Below are 22,664 nucleotides of genomic sequence, written 5' to 3'. Positions count from 1 at the left end.
GAGTAAAGTGAGGAATAACAAAAAAGGTAATAATAAAAAGGTTTTATGTCTGAAGAGAGAATTATTAGAATAAACAAAGTTTTAAGGGAATTGAATATTTCTTTAGAAAGAGCTGTGGATTATCTAAAAGATAAGGGGATTGCTATTGAAGCAAATCCAAACGCAAAAATTTCTGATGATGTATACAATGTCTTGTGCGGTCAGTTTGCAGGTGACAAAGGGAATAAGGAGGCTTCTAAAGAAGTAGGGGAAGAGAAAAGAAAAGAAAAAGAAGCTTTACGTTTAGAACGAGAGAAAGAAATCGAAGACAAACGTAAAATTGAGGAAGAGCGCGTAAAACAACAAGAAGTTATAAAAGCGAGAGCAGTTATAGCTGGTCCGGTTCAAGTAGGTAAGATTGATCTTAATCCAAAAAAACCGTCAATTATTGCTCCTGTAAAAGTAGCTGAAAAAGTAGAAGCTCTCGTAGCTGATGTGCCTGATGTAAAAGCTGTCTCGAAAGAAGTTTCACCTGAGAAACCGTTAGCTGAAAAACTGTCAACTGAGAAACCTGTTTCAGACAAAAAAGAGGTAAAACCTATTGTTGGGATTAAAGAGGTTAAAACAGAAACTCCTAAAGAAGTTCCTGCTGAACCAAAAGTGGTTGCAAAAACCGAGGCAGTTAAAGTTGATGAAGCACCTGTTGATGAAACCATCACCACGCAATATCAAAAACTATCGGGAACTACTTTAACGGGTCAGATAATTGATTTATCTCAATTCAACAAACCGAAAAAGAAAAAAGAAGAACCGAAAATCACTCCGAATAAACCGGGTGCTCCAGGTTCGGCTGCAGCCAATGCAAATAAAAACAAGCGTAAAAGGATTGCTCCTAAACCGGGTGCTCCTAGACCACCTGCAACACCGGGAGTTCCTGGTGCGCCAAACCCTAACAAGATTACACCTAATACTGGTGGTGGTGGATTCAATGCAAACAGAAGTGCTAGGCCTGGTTTTGTAAAAGGAAACAGACCTGCCATTGTTGCAAAAGTGGAGCCTACTGAGGAAGAAGTTAAAAATCAAATTAGAGAGACTTTAGAGAAGCTGCAAGGTAAAGGTGGTAAATCTAAAGCGGCTAAATATAGAAGAGATAAAAGAGATACACATCGTCAGAAATCTGATGATGAGCAAAGAGCTATTGACGAAGGCAGTAAAACTATTAAGGTTACTGAGTTTGTTACTGTAGGTGAAATTGCAATCATGATGGATGTGCCAATTACTAAAGTTATTGGAACGTGTATGTCACTTGGAATCATGGTTACTATGAACCAACGTCTTGACGCAGAAACCTTGACTATTGTTGCTGATGAATTTGGCTATGAAGTTGAATTTATCACTGTAGACATCGAAGAAGCAATTCAAGTTGTTGAAGACAGAGAGGAAGATTTAGTTTTCAGAGCGCCAATTGTAACGGTAATGGGTCACGTCGATCACGGTAAAACATCGTTACTGGATTACATTCGTAAAGAAAACGTAATCGCAGGTGAGTCTGGAGGAATTACACAGCATATTGGAGCCTACGGAGTAACTTTAGATAACGGACAAAAAATTGCATTCTTAGATACACCAGGTCACGAAGCGTTTACTGCGATGCGTGCGCGTGGTGCTCAAGTTACAGATATTGCTATTATTGTAATTGCTGCTGATGATGACATCATGCCGCAAACTAAAGAAGCAATCAGCCATGCTCAAGCAGCTGGAGTTCCTATCATATTTGCTATCAATAAAATTGATAAGCCAAATGCTAATCCTGAAAAAGTAAAAGAAAGATTAGCAGGTATGAATTTACTTGTTGAAGATTGGGGTGGAAAAATTCAATCACATGACATTTCTGCGAAAGTAGGAACAGGTGTAAAAGAATTATTAGAAAAAGTATTGCTAGAAGCAGAACTTTTAGATTTGAAATCAAATCCAAATAAAGCGGCTTCTGGAACTGTTGTCGAGGCGTTCCTTGATAAAGGAAAAGGATATGTTTCCACGATATTAGTTCAAAACGGAACGTTGAAAATTGGAGATTATATGTTAGCTGGTAAGCATCATGGTAAAATTAAAGCCATGCATGACGAAAGAGGGAATATAGTAACTGTTGCGGGTCCTTCGACTCCGGTTTCAGTTCTAGGTCTTGATGGAGCAGCAACTGCGGGTGATAAGTTCAATATTTTTGAAGATGAAAAAGAAGCGAAACAAATTGCTTCAAAACGTTCTCAATTGATGCGTGAGCAATCCGTACGTACACAACGTCATATTACATTAGATGAAATTGGACGTAGAATTGCATTGGGTCAATTTAAAGAATTGAACATTATCCTTAAAGGAGATGTGGATGGTTCTGTTGAAGCATTGTCTGATTCGTTCTCTAAATTATCTACTGAAGAAATTCAAATTAATATTATCCATAAAGGTGTTGGAGCAATTACTGAAACTGACGTAATGTTGGCTTCTGCTTCAGATGCAATTATTATTGGATTTAATGTTCGTCCTGCTGGAAATGCAAGACAATTAGCTGATAAAGAGGAAATCGATATCCGTTACTACTCTATTATTTACGCTGCTATCGATGACTTGAAAGATGCAATGGAAGGAATGCTAGCTCCAGAGATGAAAGAAGAAATTCTGGGTACAGCTGAAATTAGAGAGATATTCAAAATCTCGAAAGTGGGTTCAATTGCAGGATGTATGGTTATGGATGGTAAAATTGTCCGAAGCGCTAAAATGAGAATTATTAGAGAAGGTGTAGTTGTCTTTACAGGAGAGCTTTTAGCACTGAAACGTTTCAAAGACGATGTGAAAGAAGTGGCCAAAGGTTACGATTGTGGTATTCAAGTGAAAGGATACAACGACATCGAAGAAAGAGATGTTATTGAATCGTACCATGAAGTTGCTGTTAAAAAGAAACTGAAATAAAATTTCATTATATTAAAATTAAAATCCCGATTCATTCGGGATTTTTTTATTTTTAAAGCAAACTAAATTTTTTTATTTATGAATAAATTACTTGCGTTATTTTTTGTTGTAGTTAGCACGGTTGCCTTTTCTCAAAATAAAACGGAATTCCACAAAGTATCTTTAAAAGATAAAAAAGATAATGCTGTTGGCTTTAATTTTTATGTTGAGAATGTTCATGATGGAAGGCAGTTTAAAGAAAATATTGGAACCGTTCAAAAAGGAGGTTTTAATAGAAAAGTATTAGCTAATTTTGAAAAACCTTTGGCAGAAGAGTTTTTGGATTACCTCGCTGTTATTTGTCCAAGGCAAGAAAATAAGTCTAAAATTTCTATCCGAATTAATGATCTGTATGTTTCTGAACTTACAAGAGCAATGTCCGAAACAGGATACGCAACTTTAGCAATTGATGTAATAGAGTCTAAAGAAGGTGTGGATTATATTGTAGGTTCGTATACGGCTTCAACAGAAAGTAACGGTATGGATGTTACCGGTAAACACGATGAACGATTGAAGAAGGTTCTGCAGGATTGTTTGACTAATTATGTGAAAACAAGTGATGCTGATAAATCAGCTCTCGTTTATGATGCTAATCAGAGTATTAAAAGAAAAACGATTATAGATGTCCCGCTTAAAGGTATTTATTTGACTTATATAGATGTTTTAAATGGTAAGCCGATTGATGATGCTAATTTTGAAATCACGAACAAAAAGGAAAAGTTTTATTTGCTTAATAATGCTACTAATTCAGAGGAACTGAATTATTATGGATTCAGTGATGGTGAAAATTTTTATATCAATGTTTCAAAATATGCAAGCTCAAAACATTATGCCAAGACTGAAATTATTAGTGGTAAGTATTACATTGAAAATGTAATTTATAATTCTAATAATGCTATTGCAATGGGTGCGATGTTTGGGCTGATTGGAGTTGCAATTGCTTCTGCAGCCAGTGATTCATCTATTCCAATGCTTATTGATAGTTATACAGGGCAACCATCTTTTCTATCGAATAATGAGATGAAAGTAATGTTGTCGTCTTATCCGGAGCTTTTAAAAGAGTTTAAGGCTAGTGATAAAAGTAATGGTGATAAAAAAGATATTATTAAGAAGTATTACCAAATAACTTTGGGACAATAAAAAAAAGACACCTGAGTGGGTGTCTTTTTTTATTTATTAGGCTTTATTAAATGTACATTGCTGTAGCTTTTTTTAATTTCGATGAGATTTCGTTCTGCTTCAATTCGTGTTTTGAAATTCCCAACCCAGACTTTGTAATTTGGCGTAAAGAAAATAATAGTTCCATCAATGTCTCTGAATCCTTGTTTAAAATCATTTAATGTTTTTTTTGCTTTTTCGCTGTCTCCACTGAAAATTTGAATTTTATAATAGTCATTTACAGTGTTTGAAATATTTGTTTTTCGCTTTTCATTTAATAATTGTTCAAATTTAGAGTCTTGATTTACCCTTATGTTTCCGTCTTGGGCATATACTTTGTAATAGGAAATTAATAAGGTAAGAGATATAAAAAATGCTTTTCTAAGGGCTAAAATTCTCATAATGTGATTGTTTTTGTGCAAAAGTAATATTTAATGACTGATAGCAAATACTAAATGTTATTTAGAATTAATATAAATTGAAATTAAGACTATTTTAAGGTTTTGAGAATAGTTCTTAAGTCGTATTTTTGTCCAAGTTTTTAAATAAAGGATCAGTTTCTATAATACAATTAGAAAAAACTGTGCCAATTTTTAGTAGATAATCATTATACTATATGAAAAAGGTGGGTAACCATAATTCGATCTCAAGAAAATTAGTCTTAGGCATAGCCCTGTCGGTAATTTTCTCTTTAACTTCATTTGCTCAAGAAGCTGCGGCAGTTACAGCTGATGCGGCAACAGCTGCACCAGTTGCGGCGACGGGTGGAGATGCTTTAAAAGGTAAAGAATTGTTTAATGCAAATTGTGCTGCATGTCACAAATTAGATGCGAAAGCAACAGGTCCTATGTTAAGGGGTATTGCTGCTAAGTACGAGATGGCATGGCTTTACAAGTGGGTAAAAAATAGTTCAGACTTAATTAAATCTGGGGATGCTCAGGCTGTTAAAGTGTTTGAGGAAAATAATAAGGCTGTAATGTCTGCTTTTCCTCAATTATCAGATGCTGATATTGATAACATCATTGCTTACACTTCGGAGCCTAAAGCTGAAGCTGCAGCTCCAACAACTGGTGGTGCTGAAGCTCCTGGTAAGCCTGCTGTTGATAGTGGTATTTCAAACAATATTATATTAGGTGCTTTGGCGCTTGTTATGGTTATTTTGGTTGTAATGTTGTTTTTGGTAAACAGAGTTTTATCTAAAGTGGCAAAAGCAAATGGTATTGTAGTAGCTCCGAAAACTCCAACAACTCCTATATGGAAAGCTTTTGCTAGAAATCAGTTTTTGATTTTAGTTACGGCAATATTTTTGCTTTTGGCGAGTGCTTATTTTGTTTACGGATTTTTAATGCAGGTTGGTGTTGATCAGGATTATGCTCCGATTCAGCCAATTCACTACTCTCACAGAATACATGCTGGAGACAATGAAATTAACTGTAAATACTGTCACTCTGCTGCTAGGGTAAGTAAAAACGGAGGAATTCCATCATTGAATGTTTGTATGAACTGTCATAAGAATATTGCTGAAGTTGCTGAAACTACTGCAACTCCGGAATACAGCAAAGCATTCTATGATGAGCAAATCCAAAAATTATATACTGCGGTTGGTTGGGATAAAACAACTCAAAGTTATACTGGAAAAACACAGCCTGTAAAATGGGTTCGTATTCATAATTTACCAGATTTTGTTTATTTTAATCACTCTCAACACGTAACTGTTGCTGGAATTGAATGTCAAACATGTCATGGTCCAGTTCAAGAGTATGAAATTCAAAAACAATTTGCTCCATTAACAATGGGTTGGTGTATTGATTGTCATAGAAAAACGGATGTTAAGATGGAAGGTAATGAATACTATACTAAAATTCATGAAGAACTTTCTAAGAAATATGGTGTAGACAAGTTGACTGCAGCGCAAATGGGAGGTTTAGAATGTGGTAAATGCCACTATTAATCAAATTATTAAGATTTTAATATTTATATATGTCATCAAACAAAAAATACTGGAAAAGTGTTGAGGAACTAGACAAAAATAGTTCTATTGTTGAGGCGCTTAGAAATAACGAATTTGTTGAAGAAATTCCTACTGATGAGTTTTTAGGAAATAATGACGCTTTGTCATCTTCATCAACATCACGTCGTGATTTTTTAAAGTACGTTGGTTTTAGTACTGCAGCGGCTACGCTTGCAGCTTGCGAAGGTCCTGTGAACAAATCAATACCTTACGTACTTCAGCCGGAGCAAATTATTCCTGGAGTTGCCGATTATTATGCAACTTCTGTTTTTGACGGTTTTGATTTTGCTAATCTTTTGGTAAAAACCCGTGAAGGGCGTCCTATTAAAATAGATAATAATACTATTGCTGGAGCTAGGTTTAGTGCTAATGCAAGAATTCATGCGTCTATTCTATCTTTATATGATAGTATGCGTTTGAAAGAGCCAAAAATTGAAGGTAAAAATTCAACTTGGTCTGCTGTTAATTCTAAAATTAAGTCAAGTATAGCTGATGCTGCTGCAAAAGGGGGTCAATTAGTACTTCTGACAAATACATTAGCGAGTCCGTCTACTGAAAAATTGATTGCTGAATTTATCGTTAAAAACCCAAATGCTAAGCATGTTGTTTATGATGCGATATCTGAATCTGAAGCATTAGATGCTTTTGAAACGGTATATGGAGAAAGAGCTTTGGTTGATTATGATTTTTCTAAAGCTTCACTTATAGTTTCTGTTGGAGCTGATTTCCTTGGGGATTGGCAAGGTGGGGGATTTGATTCAGGTTATGCTAAAGGAAGAATTCCTAAAGCAGGAAAGATGTCTCGTCATTTCCAATTAGAAGCAAATATGACTTTGTCTGGTGCTGCTGCTGATAAGCGTTTACCAATGTCTACGGCTAATCAAAAACAAGCATTAGTACACATATATAATATTGTAGCTGGTTCTTCTGTTGCTGTAAGTTTAGAAGATAAATTTAAAACAGAAGTTACAAAAGCAGCTCAACAATTGAAAGCTGCTGGTTCAAAAGGAGTTTTGGTATCTGGTATTCAAGATAAAAATGCTCAATTGTTAGTTTTGGCTATCAACCAAGTGTTGGCAAGTGAAGCTTTCAGTACTTCAGGAGTAAGACAAATCAGAAAAGGATCTGATGCAAAAGTGACTCAGTTGATCAATGATATGAAAGCGGGAAGCGTTCATACTTTGATAATGAGTGGTGTTAATCCAGTTTATACCTTAGCGGATAGTACTTCTTTTGTTGAAGGGCTTAAAAAAGTAAAAACATCAGTTGCATTTTCTTTAAAAGAAGATGAAACTGCTTTAGTAAGTACTATTGCAGCTGCTGTTCCTCATTATTTAGAATCATGGAATGATGTAAGTATCACAAAAGGAACTTACGGAATTACTCAACCGACAATTCGCCCTCTTTTTACTACAAAACAATTTCAAGATGTCTTGTTGTCTTTAAATGGTGGTACTGGTACATTTTACGATTATATTAAGGCTAACGCATCAACAATAATTACTGGTTCTTCTTGGAACAAAGTTTTACATGATGGTGTTTATGTTGGAGTTATCCCAACGGTATCTGCGGGTTCTGCGGATTATAGTGCTGCTGCAAATGCTTTAGCAAAATCAAAAGCTTCTCAAGGATTAGAACTTGTTTTATATACTAAAACAGGTATGGGAGATGGACAGCAAGCTAACAACCCTTGGTTGCAAGAGTTTCCAGATCCAATTACAAGAGTATCTTGGGATAATTATGTTACTGTTTCGAATGCAGATGCTAAGAAATACGCACTTTCTAATGAAATCGTTGCAAATGGTGGATTAAACGGAAGTTATGCTACTATTACTACTGCTGATGGAATTAAATTAGAAAATGTTCCGGTAATAGTTCAACCAGGTCAAGCTGTTGGGACTATTGGTCTAGCATTAGGTTACGGTCGTAAAGCGGCTTTGAAAGAAGAAATGATAGTGGGTTTAAATGCCTACTCTTTATATAAAGGATTTGATAATGTACAGTCCGTAACATTGGCGAAAGCTGGAGGAGAACATGAGTTTGCTTGTGTTCAAGGTCAGAAAACATTGATGGGAAGAGGTGATATCATTAAAGAAACTTCTTTAGAGATTTTCAATACAAAAGATGCTAAAGAGTGGAATGAGCAACCAATGGTTTCATTGGATCACAAACTAGTTGAAGCAACTAAAGTTGATTTATGGGATTCATTTGATCGTTCAACTGGACATCATTTTAATCTTTCTATTGACTTGAATGCTTGTACCGGTTGTGGTGCTTGTGTAATTGCTTGTCATGCTGAAAACAACGTTCCTGTTGTTGGAAAATCAGAAGTTAGAAGAAGCCGTGATATGCACTGGTTGCGTATTGACAGATATTATTCTTCTGAAAGTACTTTTGAAGGCGATAACGAAAGAAAAGAAAATATTGCAGGTTTATCAAGTTCATTATCTACATTTAATGAAATGGAAAAAGCTGGGGATAATCCACAAGTTTCTTTTCAACCTGTAATGTGTCAACATTGTAATCATGCACCTTGTGAAACAGTTTGTCCAGTTGCTGCAACTTCACACTCTCGTCAAGGTCAAAATCATATGGCTTATAACAGATGTGTTGGAACGCGTTATTGCGCTAACAACTGTCCATATAAAGTACGTCGTTTTAACTGGTTCTTGTACAATAAAAACAGTGAATTCGATTATCATATGAATGACGATTTAGGACGTATGGTATTGAATCCAGATGTTAATGTTCGTTCTCGTGGAGTTATGGAGAAATGTTCAATGTGTATTCAAATGACACAGGCGACTATTTTGAAAGCAAAAAGAGAAGGAAGAGCAATCGTTGATGTTGAATTCCAAACTGCATGTTCAAATGCTTGTTCTACTGGAGCAATGATTTTTGGAGATGTAAATGATAAAGAAGCGGAAGTGACTAAGTTAGCTGCTGACGAAAGAATGTATCATTTATTGGAGCATGTTGGAACAAAACCAAATGTGATTTACCACGTTAAAGTTAGAAATACCTAGTACAAAAAATAATTAATTAAGAATCAATATAAAGGATTATGTCGTCTCACTACGAAGCAACCATTAGAAAACCCTTAGTTATAGGTGATAAATCTTATCACGATGTAACTGTAGATGTAGCTGCGCCTGTTGAAGGTAAAGCAAACAAACATTGGTGGATTGTATTTTCAATCGCATTAATAGCCTTCCTTTGGGGACTTGGCTGTATAATTTACACCGTATCTACAGGTATTGGAACATGGGGATTAAATAAAACTGTAGGATGGGCTTGGGATATCACGAACTTTGTTTGGTGGGTTGGTATTGGTCACGCAGGAACTCTTATTTCGGCGGTATTATTACTTTTCCGTCAGCGTTGGAGAATGGCGATTAACCGTTCTGCAGAAGCAATGACAATTTTCTCGGTTATTCAAGCAGGTTTATTTCCAATCATCCACATGGGTCGTCCATGGTTAGCATATTGGGTTTTACCAATTCCGAATCAATTTGGTTCTCTTTGGGTAAACTTTAACTCACCATTACTTTGGGATGTATTTGCAATTTCAACATATCTTTCTGTTTCATTAGTATTCTGGTGGACTGGTTTATTACCTGATTTTGCGATGTTACGTGATAGAGCTATTACTCCTTTCAACAAAAGAGTGTATTCTATATTAAGTTTTGGATGGAGCGGTAGAGCAAAAGACTGGCAACGTTTTGAAGAAGTGTCATTAGTACTTGCAGGTTTAGCTACTCCACTTGTACTTTCTGTACATACTATTGTATCGATGGACTTTGCTACATCTGTTATTCCAGGATGGCATACTACAATTTTCCCTCCGTACTTTGTTGCTGGAGCAGTTTTCTCAGGATTTGCGATGGTTAATACTTTGCTTATCATTATGAGAAAAGTATCTAATTTAGAAGCTTACATTACGATTCAACACATTGAGTTGATGAATATAGTTATCATGATTACTGGTTCTATTGTTGGGGTTGCCTATATAACGGAACTATTTGTTGCATGGTATTCTGGTGTAGAGTACGAACAATATGCTTTCTTAAACAGAGCAACCGGACCTTACTGGTGGGCATATTGGTCAATGATGACTTGTAATGTTTTTTCTCCGCAATTCATGTGGTTCAAAAAATTAAGAACAAGTATCATGTTCTCGTTTATAATTTCGATAGTTGTAAATATTGGAATGTGGTTTGAGAGATTTGTAATTATCGTAACTTCGTTACATAGAGATTATTTACCATCTTCTTGGACAATGTTTTCACCAACATTTGTTGACATTGGAATTTTCATCGGAACAATAGGTTTCTTCTTTGTATTGTTCTTACTGTATTCAAGAACATTCCCTGTAATTGCACAAGCAGAGGTAAAAACAATTTTGAAAGGAACTGGAGATAATTACAAAAGAGAAAGAGAAGCAAATAAAGATTCACATCATGAGTAATAAAGTAATATACGCCATTTATAATGACGATGATATATTGATGGATGCGGTTAAAAAAACCAGAGCAGCTCATCATCATATTGAAGAAGTTTTTACTCCATTCCCTGTACACGGTTTGGATAAAGCTATGGGAATTGCACCTACAAGATTAGCTATTTGTGCTTTCCTTTATGGTTGTGTTGGAATCTCAGTAGCAACAGCTATGATGAATTATATTATGATTCAAGATTGGCCACAAGATATTGGTGGTAAGCCAAGTTTTAGTTATATTGAAAACATGCCAGCTTTCGTTCCAATTATGTTTGAACTTACAGTTTTTTTTGCTGCTCACTTAATGGTTATTACTTTTTATATGAGAAGTAAATTATGGCCTTTCAAAGAAGCAGAAAATCCAGATGTAAGAACTACAGATGACCATTTTTTAATGGAAGTCTCTGTAAATGATAATGAAGAAGAATTAGTTTCTTTTTTCCAAAGTACGGGAGCTGTAGAAGTTAAAGTAATAGAAAAGCATTAATTATAGATATGAAAAGCGTATATAAAATAACACTTTTATTTGGAATAACTATTTTAGTTTCATCTTGCCATAATAATGCGAAACCGAACTATCAGTATTTTCCAAATATGTATGAGTCAGTAGGGTATGAAACTTATTCTGAATCAAATGCATTTAAAGATGGTAAAGAGGGTCAGCTTCCTGCTGCAGGAACTATCAATAGAGGTTTTGAACCTTTTGAATATGAAAATTCTACTGCAGGGTATGAGTTGGCAAAAGCAAATCTTAAATCTCCTTTAGATTCGTTAAGTAGAGATTCTGATAAAGGAAAAGAGCTTTTTGAAATATATTGTATCAGTTGCCATGGAGCTTCTGGAAACGGTAAAGGAAAGCTTGTAGAAAGAGAAAAATTTCTGGGTGTTCCTAGTTATAAAGATAGAGTTATCACTGAAGGAAGTATTTTTCATGTTATAACTTATGGTTTAAATTCAATGGGTTCACATGCTAACCAATTGAGTGCCCATGAACGTTGGTTAGTTACTGACTATGTTCTAAAACTAAAAAGCGAATTATAATTGTTGAACAAACTGATCGTAATAGATATGTATACATTTTCAAGTAAATTAAAAACTTTTTCTTTCGTCTTAATGGCTGTAGGTCTTTTAGGAATTGGATATGGTTTTTTAACTGCACCTAAAGATATTCAAGAAGTTGAAAAGCTTCTTGCGGCCGAAAGTCATGGTGGTCATGGTGAATCTAAACATGAAGCGACTTCTGCTGCTGAACCTTCACATGAAGCTTCTGCTGGTCATAGTGAAGCTACCGAAGAGAAAAAAATGGAAGAATCTCATGAAGCTGTTGCTCTAACTGATGATACTACTAAAGTTGCTGAAGCAACGCATGCTGAACCAGTACACGCTGAGGCAGCTGTTAAAAAAGAAGGTCATGAAGTTAGTGAAGAGGCTGAACATACTGAGCATTTGAATCATGTTTTACACCAACTACAAAACAAACCTTGGTCTGCTTTATACGTTGCTTGTATTTTCTTTATGCTTGTCTCTCTTGGTGTTTTAGTATTTTATGCTATTCAACAAGTAGCTCAGGCTGGATGGTCTCCTGTATTATTTAGAGTTATGCAAGGTATAACTTCTTATTTACCGGTTGGTTCTATTATCTTTTTTGTTATTCTAATATTATGTGGTTTGCATCTTAATCACATTTTTATATGGTTAGATCCGGAAGTTGTAGCTAGTGACAAACTGATTGCTAATAAATCTGGTTATTTAAATTTTCCTTTTTGGATTATTAGAGCTGCTATATTTTTGACTGGTTGGAGTTTATATCAATATTTTTCAAGAAAGAACTGTTTGGCACAAGACGAAGCAAATGATAACTCATTTTACAAAAAAAACTTCAATATTTCAGCGATGTTTTTAGTTTTCTTCATTGTATCAGAATCTATAATGTCTTGGGATTGGATAATGTCTATTGATCCTCACTGGTTCAGTACATTATTTGGATGGTATGTATTTGCTAGCTTCTTTGTTAGTGGAATTACGACTATTGCTTTAATTACTTTATATTTAAAATCTAGAGGATATCTAGAGCATGTAAATACAAGTCATATTCACGATTTAGCAAAATTCATGTTTGGATTAAGTGTTTTCTGGACGTATTTATGGTTCTCACAATTCATGTTGATTTGGTATGCAAATATTCCTGAAGAGGTAACATATTTTATCACTAGAATTGAATTGTATAATCTTCCATTCTTTGGTGCTGTAGTAATGAATTTTTTATTCCCTTTGTTAATATTAATTAATACAGATTTCAAGAGAATTACTTGGGTACTAGTTATGGCAGGTATTGTAATACTAGCTGGTCATTATATTGATTTCTTTAATATGATTATGCCGGGAACTGTAGGAGACAGATGGTTTATTGGTATACCTGAAATAGCATCAGTTCTTTTCTTCTTAGGATTATTTATTTATGTTGTTTTCACAGCCTTAACTAAAGCTCCTTTGTTAGCAAAAAGAAATCCTTTCATTGAAGAAAGTAAACATTTTCATTATTAATATTTAAAGAAAAAAACAGATGACAAGTTTGTTGGTAATTATAGTTTTAGTTTTATTAGCTGTTGCTTTATGGCAATTGACTAAAATATTCGACCTGACGCAAGTTGGATCTAATTCAGATAGTTCAGAAATAGCTACAGATAACGATAATAACGTTCAAGGTTATTTGATGTTTGGGTTTTTGGCTTTCATTTATATTTTTTCAATTTACGGATTGTTTAAATGGGGACCTCTTGTTCTTCATACTCCTGCTTCAGCCCATGGAGGTGAAGTAGATAATTTGATGAATATTACATGGATTCTTATCTTTATAGTACAGGCTATAACTCAAGTGTTATTGCATTATTTTGCATTCAAATACAGAGGTAAAAAAGATCAAAAAGCACTTTATTTCGCAGATAATAATAAGTTAGAAGCTATCTGGAGTGTTATTCCAGCTGTAGTTTTAGCAGGTTTGATTCTTTATGGTCTTTTTGCTTGGACAAATATTATGTTTGTTGATGAAGACGAGGATACTATAGTTATTGAATTATATGCACAACAGTTTAACTGGAAAGCTAGATATTCAGGTAATGATAATGTATTAGGGAAAGCTAATGTTAGATTTATCGAAGGAGCTAACGCTGTAGGTGTTGATTTAGCGGATCCTTATGCACAAGATGATATTGTTGTTACAGAATTACATATCCCTAAAGGAAAAAAGATTCTTTTTAAAATGAGATCACAAGATGTTTTGCATTCAGCTTATATGCCTCATTTTAGAGCACAAATGAACTGTGTTCCTGGTATGGTTACGCAATTTGCTTTTGAACCGATATACACGACATCAGAATATAGAGAATTGCCATTTATGGTAGAAAAAGTAGCTAATATTAATGCTCTTAGATCTAAGAAAAGTATTGATTTAGTTGCTAAGGGTGAAACTGCTCTAGATCCTTACACGTTTGATTACTTATTGCTTTGTAATAAAATTTGTGGAGCATCTCATTATAATATGCAAATGAAAATTATTGTAGATACACCTGAAGACTATAAAGCATGGTTGAAAGATAAAGCTACAATTGTAAGTGAAGTAAAAGCTGCAATGGCTGAACCTGCTGCTACTGATGGAGCAACTGGTACAGATTCTACTAAAGCAAAGGATACTGCAGCAGTTGCCGTAATGGCCATGAAATAATTAACAAGAAAAATTTAAAGTAAACATATATGTCAGCAGAAGGTCACGATCACGCAATAGATCACGAACACGAACATCACCATAAAGACACTTTTATTACTAAATATATTTTTAGTATTGATCATAAAATGATTGCCAAACAATACCTAATTACGGGTATTATTATGGGAATTATAGGAGTAGGGATGTCTATGCTATTTAGAATGCAATTAGCATGGCCAGAAGAATCATTTAAAATTTTTAATATTTTACTTGGTGATAAATTTGCCCCTAACGGAGTAATGACTAATGATATTTATTTGGCTTTAGTTACCATACACGGTACGATAATGGTATTCTTTGTATTAACAGCCGCTCTAAGTGGTACTTTTAGTAACTTATTGATACCGCTTCAGATTGGAGCACGTGATATGGCATCTGGTTTTATGAACATGGTATCATACTGGTTGTTCTTTCTGTCCAGTATTATTATGGTTAGTTCCCTTTTTGTTGAAGCTGGACCAGCCTCTTCAGGATGGACAATTTATCCGCCTTTGAGTGCATTGCCACAAGCTATTCCTGGTTCAGGTTTAGGTATGACGTTATGGTTAGTCTCAATGGCTATCTTTATCGCATCTTCCTTGATGGGTTCTTTGAATTACGTTGTAACAGTAATCAATTTAAGAACTAAAGGTATGACTATGACTAGATTGCCTCTTACAATTTGGGCTTTCTTTGTAACAGCAATTATTGGTATCGTTTCTTTTCCTGTTCTTTTATCTGCAGCTTTATTGTTGATTTTCGATAGAAGTTTTGGAACATCATTTTTCTTGTCTGATATTTATATTGCTGGAGAAGTATTGCATTATCAAGGAGGTTCACCAGTATTGTTTGAACACTTGTTTTGGTTTCTAGGGCATCCTGAGGTTTATATAGTTTTATTACCTGCTTTGGGTATTACTTCGGAAGTTATAGCAACAAATTCACGTAAACCAATTTTTGGTTATAGAGCGATGATTATGTCAATTTTGGCTATCGCTTTCTTATCAACAATTGTTTGGGGTCACCATATGTTTATCTCGGGTATGAATCCATTTTTGGGATCAGTATTTACCTTTACAACATTATTGATTGCTATCCCTTCAGCTGTAAAAGCGTTTAATTACATCACAACACTGTGGAAAGGCAACTTACAGTTGAATCCGGCTATGTTGTTTTCAATTGGTTTAGTTTCTACATTTATTACAGGTGGTTTGACGGGAATTATTCTTGGAGACAGTACTCTTGATATTAATGTTCATGATACGTATTTTGTTGTAGCTCACTTTCACTTAGTAATGGGTATTTCTGCTCTTTATGGAATGTTTGCCGGTATTTACCATTGGTTTCCAAGAATGTTCGGAAGAATGTTAAACAAGAACCTTGGATATGTACACTTTTGGGTAACTGCAATCTGTGCTTATGGAGTTTTCTTCCCAATGCACTTTATCGGATTAGCTGGTTTACCAAGACGTTACTATACAAACACAAACTTCCCATTATTTGATGATTTACAAAACGTAAACGTTTTAATCACAACATTTGCATTAATTGGTGGAGTTTTTCAATTGGTTTTCTTATACAACTTTTTCGTTAGTATCTTCTACGGTAAAAAATCTGTAATGAATCCTTGGAAATCGAATACATTAGAATGGACAGCACCAGTTGAGCACATTCACGGTAACTGGCCAGGTGAAATTCCTCACGTATATCGTTGGCCTTATGACTACAGTAATCCAGCACACGATGTGGATTTTGTACCTCAAAACGTTCCAATGAAAGAAGGTGAAGAAGTTTTACATCACTAAAATATAAAGAAAAGCCTCTGCAAAAGTAGAGGCTTTTTTTGTGGCGTTTATTATTCTTGTTTCCCTTGTCATACTTTTTGTTCAGATCCTTTTTTAATTTTTAGCATTTAAAATTTAAAATTTATAATTCAAAATTGCTTTGCTATCTTTGTTACATGAATGAAAATTTAGACCCAACATCAAACAGTTACAATTCCGAAGAACTTGATCTTGAAAAAAAATTAAGACCGCTTTCTTTTGATGATTTTGCAGGACAAGACCAAATATTAGAAAATCTAAAAGTTTTTGTGCAAGCTGCAAACCAACGAAATGAAGCACTTGATCACACGCTGTTTCATGGTCCTCCCGGTTTAGGAAAAACGACTTTAGCTAATATTCTAGCTAATGAACTTCAAGTAGGAATCAAAATTACTTCTGGTCCGGTTTTAGACAAGCCAGGGGATTTAGCAGGTTTATTGACTAATCTTGAAGAAAGAGATGTTTTGTTTATTGATGAAATTCATCGTTTGAGCCCTATAGTTGAGGAGTATTTGTACTCTGCTATGGAGGATTTCAAAATTGACATCATGATTGAATCAGGGCCAAATGCAAGAACTGTCCAAATCAATCTAAACCCATTCACATTGATTGGAGCCACTACGCGTTCCGGTTTATTGACGGCTCCTATGAGAGCTCGTTTTGGAATATCTTCCCGTTTGCAATATTATACAACGGAGCTATTAACCACAATTGTGGAAAGAAGTGCTACGATATTTAAAATGCCTATATCAATGGAAGCTGCCATTGAAATTGCAGGTAGAAGCAGGGGAACACCTCGTATTGCAAACGCATTGTTGCGCCGAGTGCGTGATTTTGCCCAGATAAAAGGAAATGGTACAATTGATATAGAAATTGCTCGTTACGCCTTAAAAGCGCTTAATGTTGATGCACATGGCTTGGATGAAATGGACAATAAAATTTTAACCACAATCATCGATAAATTCAAAGGTGGACCGGTTGGTTTAACTACTTTGGCGACAGCCGTATCCGAAAGCAGCGAAACAATCGAGGAAGTCTATGAGCCGTTTCTGATTCAGGAAGGATTTATCATGCGAACACCACGAGGTAGAGAAGTTACGGACAAAGCTTACAAGCATTTAGGGAAATTAAATACAAACATTCAAGGAGGTTTATTCTAATTTTTTAGGAGCTATTTCCCGCTATCCGCTATATTCCCGATTAACAAAAACTACGGCTAAAAAAGCCTTGTTTTTCTAAATCGGGTGATGCCGCTGCTATCAGGGCTAGGGAATCCATTTATTAACTTCTATTTTTATAAGCATCAACCATAAGGCTACATATACGCAATTTATCAAATCCGAAGCACAGCGTCTCGGCTTTTTATCTTGTGGAATATCCAAAGCCGGCTTTTTAGAACAAGAAGCACCACGTTTAGAAAACTGGTTAAAGAACAACAGGAATGGTCAAATGTCTTATATGGAAAACCATTTTGACAAGCGTCTAAATCCAACTTTACTGGTTGATGATGCTAAAAGTGTAGTTTCTTTGCTGCTTAATTATTACCCTGAGCAACTTCAAAATTCAGATTCTTATAAAATTTCAAAATATGCGTATGGGCAGGATTATCATTTTGTAATAAAAGCAAAATTAAAAGAATTTTTATTTTCTATTCAATCAACAATAGGAGAAGTTTCCGGTCGTGCCTTTGTAGACTCGGCTCCAGTACTCGATAAAGCTTGGGCTGCCAAAAGTGGTTTAGGCTGGATAGGCAAAAACAGCAATTTATTGACGCAAAAAGTAGGCTCTTTTTACTTTATAGCAGAACTCATTATCGATTTAGATTTAGAGTATGACAATCCTACAACCGATCATTGTGGCACATGTACCGCTTGTATCGACGCTTGTCCTACCGAGGCCATAGTTGCGCCTTATGTAGTTGATGGTAGCAAATGTATTTCTTATTTCACGATTGAATTAAAAGAGAATATTCCTCAAGAAATGAAAGGAAAGTTTGCTGATTGGGCTTTTGGATGTGATGTTTGTCAGGATGTTTGTCCTTGGAATAAGTTTTCAAAAGCACATAATGAACCTCTATTTAACCCAAATCCAGAATTACTTTCCATGTCAAAAAAGGATTGGATTGAAATTACAGAAGAAACATTTAAAGCAGTATTTAAAAATTCGCCACTTAAAAGAGCTAAGTTTCAAGGAATAAAAAGAAATATTGATTTTTTAGAATAACAGTATCTTACAATTCAATTTGTTTGAATTTTATAGAAGATTCTCTAACGATAACGTTAGTTTCTAATTCAACAGTTCTTGGCGTAAAAGGAATTCCTTCTTTATGACAATTCATTTCTTCCAACAATAAGTTAAAAGATTCAATTCCCATTTCATGACTTGGCTGATTCACAGTGCTTAATTTTGGTGTCAATACTTGTGACATAAACCAATTACTAAACCCAATTACGGCTACTTGTTCTGGTACTTTTATTTTATTTTCATTGAAATAGGCTAATGCGCCTACCGCAACCAAATCAGTAATTGCAAAAACACCTTCGATGTCAGGGTGCTCATTAATAATTTGCTTGGCAAAATCTCTGCCTTCTTCAAAAGTTACGGTTTCACATGTATAGACTAATTTATTGTCAAAAGGTATATTGTTTTTCTCTAACGCTTTCTTATAGCCAATGTATCTGTCTATAGCATTTTGAGGATTCAATGGACCACGAATATGTGCAATTTTCTTGCAGCCATTATCAATTAAGTGTTGGACCGCATTAAAAGCTGCTTTTTGGTCGTCAATTATTACTTTTGAACATTTAGATAGTTTCGCAATCTTGTCAAACATCACAAAAGGAATATTTCTATTCATTATTTCTTTGATGTGATCATCATTGTTAGATTCATTGGATAGCGACATGATAATGCCGTCTACCCTCTTGTTTATAAGAAGTTCTACTTGTTTTTTTTCTAAAGCTAATGTTTCATTAGACTGTAAGATAATAACAAGATATCCATTTTTTTCGGCTTCATTAATAATGGCATTTACCACATTAGAAAAAAAGTGATGTACTACTTCAGGTATGATTAAACCAATAGTTTTTGATTCTTTTGTTCTTAAATTTACGGCAAAACTATTAGGAGTATAATGTAGCTTTTGAGCGAGTTCAATTACCGCTCTCTTAGTTTTTTCACTAACATCCGGATAGTTTTTCAGTGCTTTTGAAACAGTAGTTATTGAAATCCCCAGTTTTGTTGCAATTTCTTTAAGAGTAATATCTTTCATGAATCGAATTTCTACGTATTTAATTTAAGAAAATATTTTTAGAAATGACTTTGTTTTAAGTCTCCATGGGTTTAATTTGTGCCTAAAAAAATAGACTCTAACTTAAAATATTCTTTACCAAGATATTAATTTTTATCTTATTTATGAGTTTTTTGTCAAAATAAACAAATTAATATTGATTCGTTAAAATAAGTAAAGTAGCGTTGGTTGTTTATTGAAGAATCCATTTTTTTATGTAGATTCTCTCTCAATCATATTGGTTTCTAATTCAATTGACTGAAAAGTTACTGGTGAATTATTCTTTTTTAGCTTGATTTCATCAAATAAAATCGATGCAGACCTTCTTCCAATTTCAAATCCAGGTTGGTTGATTGTTGAAAGTTTTGGTGATATAACGCTTGACATAAACCAATTACTGAAACCCAAAACAGCTATTCTTTGCGGAATGGAAATCCCTGTTTCATTGAAGTATTTAATGATTCCAATGGCGACTAAATCAGTAACGGCAAAAATCGCATCAATCTCGGGATGTTCATGAATCACTTTTTTTGCATTTTCATAACCATCTTCAAAATCTGTGTTGTTCTCACATACAAAAACCAGTGACGAATCATAAGAAATACCGTTGTCCTCAAGAGCTTTTTTATATCCTAAAAACCGATCAATAGCATTTTGGGGTAAATAAGAACCTCTAAAATGAGCTATTTTTTTGTATCCTTTTTTTATAAGATAGCAAACCGCGTCGTATGCGGCTTTTTTGTCATTAATGGTTACTTTTGAGCAGTTCACAAGCTTTGCAATTTTATCAAAAAGTACCAGTGGAGTCCTATTAGCAATAATCGATTTTAAATGTTCAAAATCACCAGTTTCATTTGACAAAGACATCAAAATACCATCTACTCTTTTGTTCAATAATAAATCAATTTGTTTTTTTTCAAACTCTAATTTTTCATTGGATTGTAAAATGATAACCATGTAGTCCCGCTTCTCAGCTTCTTCCAGAATTCCCTTTATTACACTCGAAAAAAAATCATGAACAAGTGTAGGGATTATCAATCCTATAGTTTTTGATTCTTTCGTTCTAAGATTTACTGCAAAACTATTAGGAGTGTAATGTAATTTTTGAGCAAGTTCAATAACTGATTTTTTTGTTTTTTCACTGACGTCTGAATATCCTTTTAGTGACTTTGAAACTGTGGTTATTGAAATTCCCAATTGGGCGGCAATTTCTTTGAGAGTGGGATTGTTCATAGTGCAATACTCTATTTGTGAAAGCCAAAAAAACTGCTTCCTGAAAACGAATTTACAATTTATTTATTTATTGTAAATCAATTTTCAAAAAACAGTTTGTTAATTCGACACTGTTTTGAAGGGTTAATTTCTATTTTAGCTCAATTATTACCGCTTCAAATGGACGTAAAATATTCTTTTTTAAATTTTTAGTATTCGTATAATTATCCAAAATAATTTTAGATTTAGTGATGGGAATTCCTATGTTGAATGAAGATTCTTTCTCTGAGAAATTCAATAAAACCAATACTTTTTTGCCTTCTAAATCTCTAGTGTATGCAAATATATTAGGGTTTTCTCTGTCTAGCAGCGTATATTTTCCATAAACAAAAACAGGTTCCTTTTTGCGTAATTGTACTAATGTTCTAAAATAGTTTAAGGTTGAATTTGGGTCTTTTTCTTGTGCTTCGGCATTTATTATCGTATAATTTGGATTTACTTTCAACCAAGGTTTTCCGGTTGTAAATCCGGCGTTTTTAGTTGTATCCCATTGAAAAGGTGTTCTTCCATTTTCCCTTGAAGTTTGTTTTTGCCCTTCTAAAAAAGCTTTCAAATCGCCTCCTTTATTTTTTAATCCAATGTATTTATTTCGGGTATCCACATCGTGATAATCTTCTATAGAATCAAAGCGAATGTTAGTCATTCCTAATTCGTCACCATAATAATAATAGGGAGTTCCACGCATGGTCATTACAAATGTAGAAAGCATCTTTGAAGAGATTTCTCTGAATTCAGGAGTGTCATTGCCAAATTTACTTACCATTCTGGGTTGGTCGTGATTGGCTAGGAAAATCGAAAGCCAACCTTTATCTTTAAAGGTTTCATCATACCTTGAAAAAATATCTTTATATTTAACAATACCAAAATCGTTGATATGTTTACCAATGTCAACACTTTCAAAATGATAGGCCATGTTTAATTCTTTCCGGTCTGGATCCACAAATAGCATTGCTTCTTCTGGAGTACTTCCGGCACCTTCAGCAACGGTCATAATATCATATTTACTAAAAACTTCGCGGTTCATTTCCTGTAAATAATCATGTAAATGCGGACCAACTCCGTAGTATTTTATGATGTTTTTTTCATATCCTTTGGGTAATTCTGGCCATGTAGTATCTTTTGAGGCAAACTGAAAAGCATCCATTCTAAAACCATCAATCCCTTTGTCTAACCAAAAACGCATCATCTCATATATTTCTCGTCTTAGCTTTGGATTTTCCCAATTTAAATCGGGCTGCTTTTGGGAAAAATAATGCAAATAATAGGCGTCAGTTTGTGCATCATATTTCCAGGCATCGCTATTCACATCAAAAAAACTCCATCGGTAAGGTGGTTTTCCTTTTTCGGCTGGCCACCAATGGTAGTAATCTCTGTATTTATTATCTCTTGAACTTCTGGACTGTTTGAACCATTCGTGCTCATCGCTGCTATGATTTACCACTAAATCCATGATGAGTTTGATCCCGCGTTCATGCATCCCTTTTAGCAAAAGATCAAAGTCTTCCATAGTTCCAAAATCCGTCATGATTTGTCTATAATCACTGATGTCGTACCCATTATCATCATTTGGAGAAGTATAAATCGGATTAAGCCAAACCGCATCGATTCCTAGGCTTTTTATATAATCTAATTTTGAAATGATTCCTTTTAAATCTCCAACTCCATCGCCGTCACTGTCTTTGAAGCTTCTAGGATATACTTGGTACACAACAGCTTCTTTCCACCATTTTGAATCGTTTTTTTGACTTGTTTTTACAAAATTGTTCTGAGCAGATGTACTCTCAGAGAAAAATATTGTAAGAGCAGAAAACATGCATAATGAGAGAATAGCTTTCATGGTTGTTTGTATTTATAGTTTTTTACTTTTTAAGTTATTTGAAATTAAGATT

General features: G+C 34.4%; 16 protein-coding genes. 12 read left to right on the top strand and 4 right to left on the bottom strand.

The features are described 5' to 3' along the window. The first annotated feature begins 45 nt into the window (after positions 1-45). Both infB and ACNQF6_RS04915 read left to right on the top strand, forming a co-directional pair. Complete coding sequence (infB, locus tag ACNQF6_RS04920) at positions 46-2,943, top strand: translation initiation factor IF-2 (RefSeq protein ID WP_417963771.1); 2,898 nt, start codon at positions 46-48, stop codon at positions 2,941-2,943. 78 nt (positions 2,944-3,021) lie between these two features. Next, positions 3,022-4,122, top strand: a complete 1,101-nt coding sequence (locus ACNQF6_RS04915; protein WP_417963769.1) for a DUF6563 family protein — start codon at positions 3,022-3,024, stop codon at positions 4,120-4,122. 29 nt (positions 4,123-4,151) lie between these two features. Here the strand turns inward: ACNQF6_RS04915 and ACNQF6_RS04910 are convergent, their stop codons facing one another. Further along, the gene (locus ACNQF6_RS04910; protein WP_417963767.1) at positions 4,152-4,541 is read right to left on the bottom strand and encodes an SPOR domain-containing protein; all 390 of its coding nucleotides are present in this window, start codon (positions 4,539-4,541) and stop codon (positions 4,152-4,154) included. Between the two features lie 215 nt (positions 4,542-4,756). On the opposite strand from ACNQF6_RS04910, the gene ACNQF6_RS04905 reads away from it, so the two are divergent. From ACNQF6_RS04905 to queG, 10 genes are all read left to right on the top strand, one after another. After that, positions 4,757-6,091 (top strand): c-type cytochrome, encoded by a 1,335-nt coding sequence (locus tag ACNQF6_RS04905; protein WP_417963765.1) that lies wholly within the window; start codon positions 4,757-4,759, stop codon positions 6,089-6,091. A gap of 29 nt (positions 6,092-6,120) precedes the next feature. Further along, complete coding sequence (locus tag ACNQF6_RS04900) at positions 6,121-9,177, top strand: TAT-variant-translocated molybdopterin oxidoreductase (RefSeq protein ID WP_417963763.1); 3,057 nt, start codon at positions 6,121-6,123, stop codon at positions 9,175-9,177. A gap of 38 nt (positions 9,178-9,215) precedes the next feature. Then, on the top strand, positions 9,216-10,619 hold the full coding sequence (nrfD, locus tag ACNQF6_RS04895) for an NrfD/PsrC family molybdoenzyme membrane anchor subunit (RefSeq protein ID WP_099714288.1): 1,404 nt from the start codon (positions 9,216-9,218) through the stop codon (positions 10,617-10,619). Next, the gene (locus tag ACNQF6_RS04890; RefSeq protein ID WP_315206273.1) at positions 10,612-11,136 is read left to right on the top strand and encodes a DUF3341 domain-containing protein; all 525 of its coding nucleotides are present in this window, start codon (positions 10,612-10,614) and stop codon (positions 11,134-11,136) included. Before nrfD ends, ACNQF6_RS04890 begins: the two co-directional genes overlap by 8 nt. A gap of 8 nt (positions 11,137-11,144) precedes the next feature. Next, complete coding sequence (locus tag ACNQF6_RS04885; RefSeq protein ID WP_282710861.1) at positions 11,145-11,690, top strand: c-type cytochrome; 546 nt, start codon at positions 11,145-11,147, stop codon at positions 11,688-11,690. Between the two features lie 27 nt (positions 11,691-11,717). Further along, the gene (locus ACNQF6_RS04880) at positions 11,718-13,193 is read left to right on the top strand and encodes a quinol:cytochrome C oxidoreductase (protein WP_417963761.1); all 1,476 of its coding nucleotides are present in this window, start codon (positions 11,718-11,720) and stop codon (positions 13,191-13,193) included. Positions 13,194-13,212: 19 nt separating this feature from the next. Then, the gene (locus tag ACNQF6_RS04875) at positions 13,213-14,370 is read left to right on the top strand and encodes a cytochrome c oxidase subunit II (protein ID WP_417963759.1); all 1,158 of its coding nucleotides are present in this window, start codon (positions 13,213-13,215) and stop codon (positions 14,368-14,370) included. A gap of 29 nt (positions 14,371-14,399) precedes the next feature. Then, entirely contained in the window at positions 14,400-16,196 is a 1,797-nt protein-coding gene (locus ACNQF6_RS04870) for a cytochrome c oxidase subunit I (RefSeq protein ID WP_417963757.1), read from the top strand. A gap of 155 nt (positions 16,197-16,351) precedes the next feature. After that, positions 16,352-17,374, top strand: coding sequence for a Holliday junction branch migration DNA helicase RuvB (gene ruvB / locus ACNQF6_RS04865; RefSeq protein WP_099714294.1), 1,023 nt, complete (start codon positions 16,352-16,354; stop codon positions 17,372-17,374). A 142-nt stretch (positions 17,375-17,516) separates the two neighbouring features. Next, positions 17,517-18,437 carry a tRNA epoxyqueuosine(34) reductase QueG gene (queG, locus tag ACNQF6_RS04860; protein ID WP_417963815.1) on the top strand — a complete coding sequence of 307 codons (921 nt, stop codon included), beginning with the start codon at positions 17,517-17,519 and terminating at the stop codon, positions 18,435-18,437. Positions 18,438-18,444: 7 nt separating this feature from the next. On the opposite strand, the gene ACNQF6_RS04855 is transcribed toward queG, so the two are convergent. The 3 genes from ACNQF6_RS04855 to ACNQF6_RS04845 all read right to left on the bottom strand — a co-directional run bounded on the left by ACNQF6_RS04855 (position 18,445) and on the right by ACNQF6_RS04845 (position 22,612). Then, positions 18,445-19,485: a LacI family DNA-binding transcriptional regulator gene (locus tag ACNQF6_RS04855; protein WP_417963755.1), complete on the bottom strand. Its 1,041-nt coding sequence runs from the start codon at positions 19,483-19,485 to the stop codon at positions 18,445-18,447. A gap of 231 nt (positions 19,486-19,716) precedes the next feature. After that, on the bottom strand, positions 19,717-20,736 hold the full coding sequence (locus ACNQF6_RS04850) for a LacI family DNA-binding transcriptional regulator (RefSeq protein WP_417963753.1): 1,020 nt from the start codon (positions 20,734-20,736) through the stop codon (positions 19,717-19,719). A 130-nt stretch (positions 20,737-20,866) separates the two neighbouring features. After that, positions 20,867-22,612, bottom strand: coding sequence for a glycoside hydrolase family 13 protein (locus ACNQF6_RS04845; RefSeq protein ID WP_417963751.1), 1,746 nt, complete (start codon positions 22,610-22,612; stop codon positions 20,867-20,869). Positions 22,613-22,664: the final 52 nt, after the last annotated feature.

Source organism: Flavobacterium pasteuri (assembly GCF_048286615.1).
Classification (GTDB): domain Bacteria; phylum Bacteroidota; class Bacteroidia; order Flavobacteriales; family Flavobacteriaceae; genus Flavobacterium.
The sequence above is the reverse complement of the archived record's forward strand: the minus strand, read 5'-3'. Positions and strand labels throughout refer to the sequence as shown.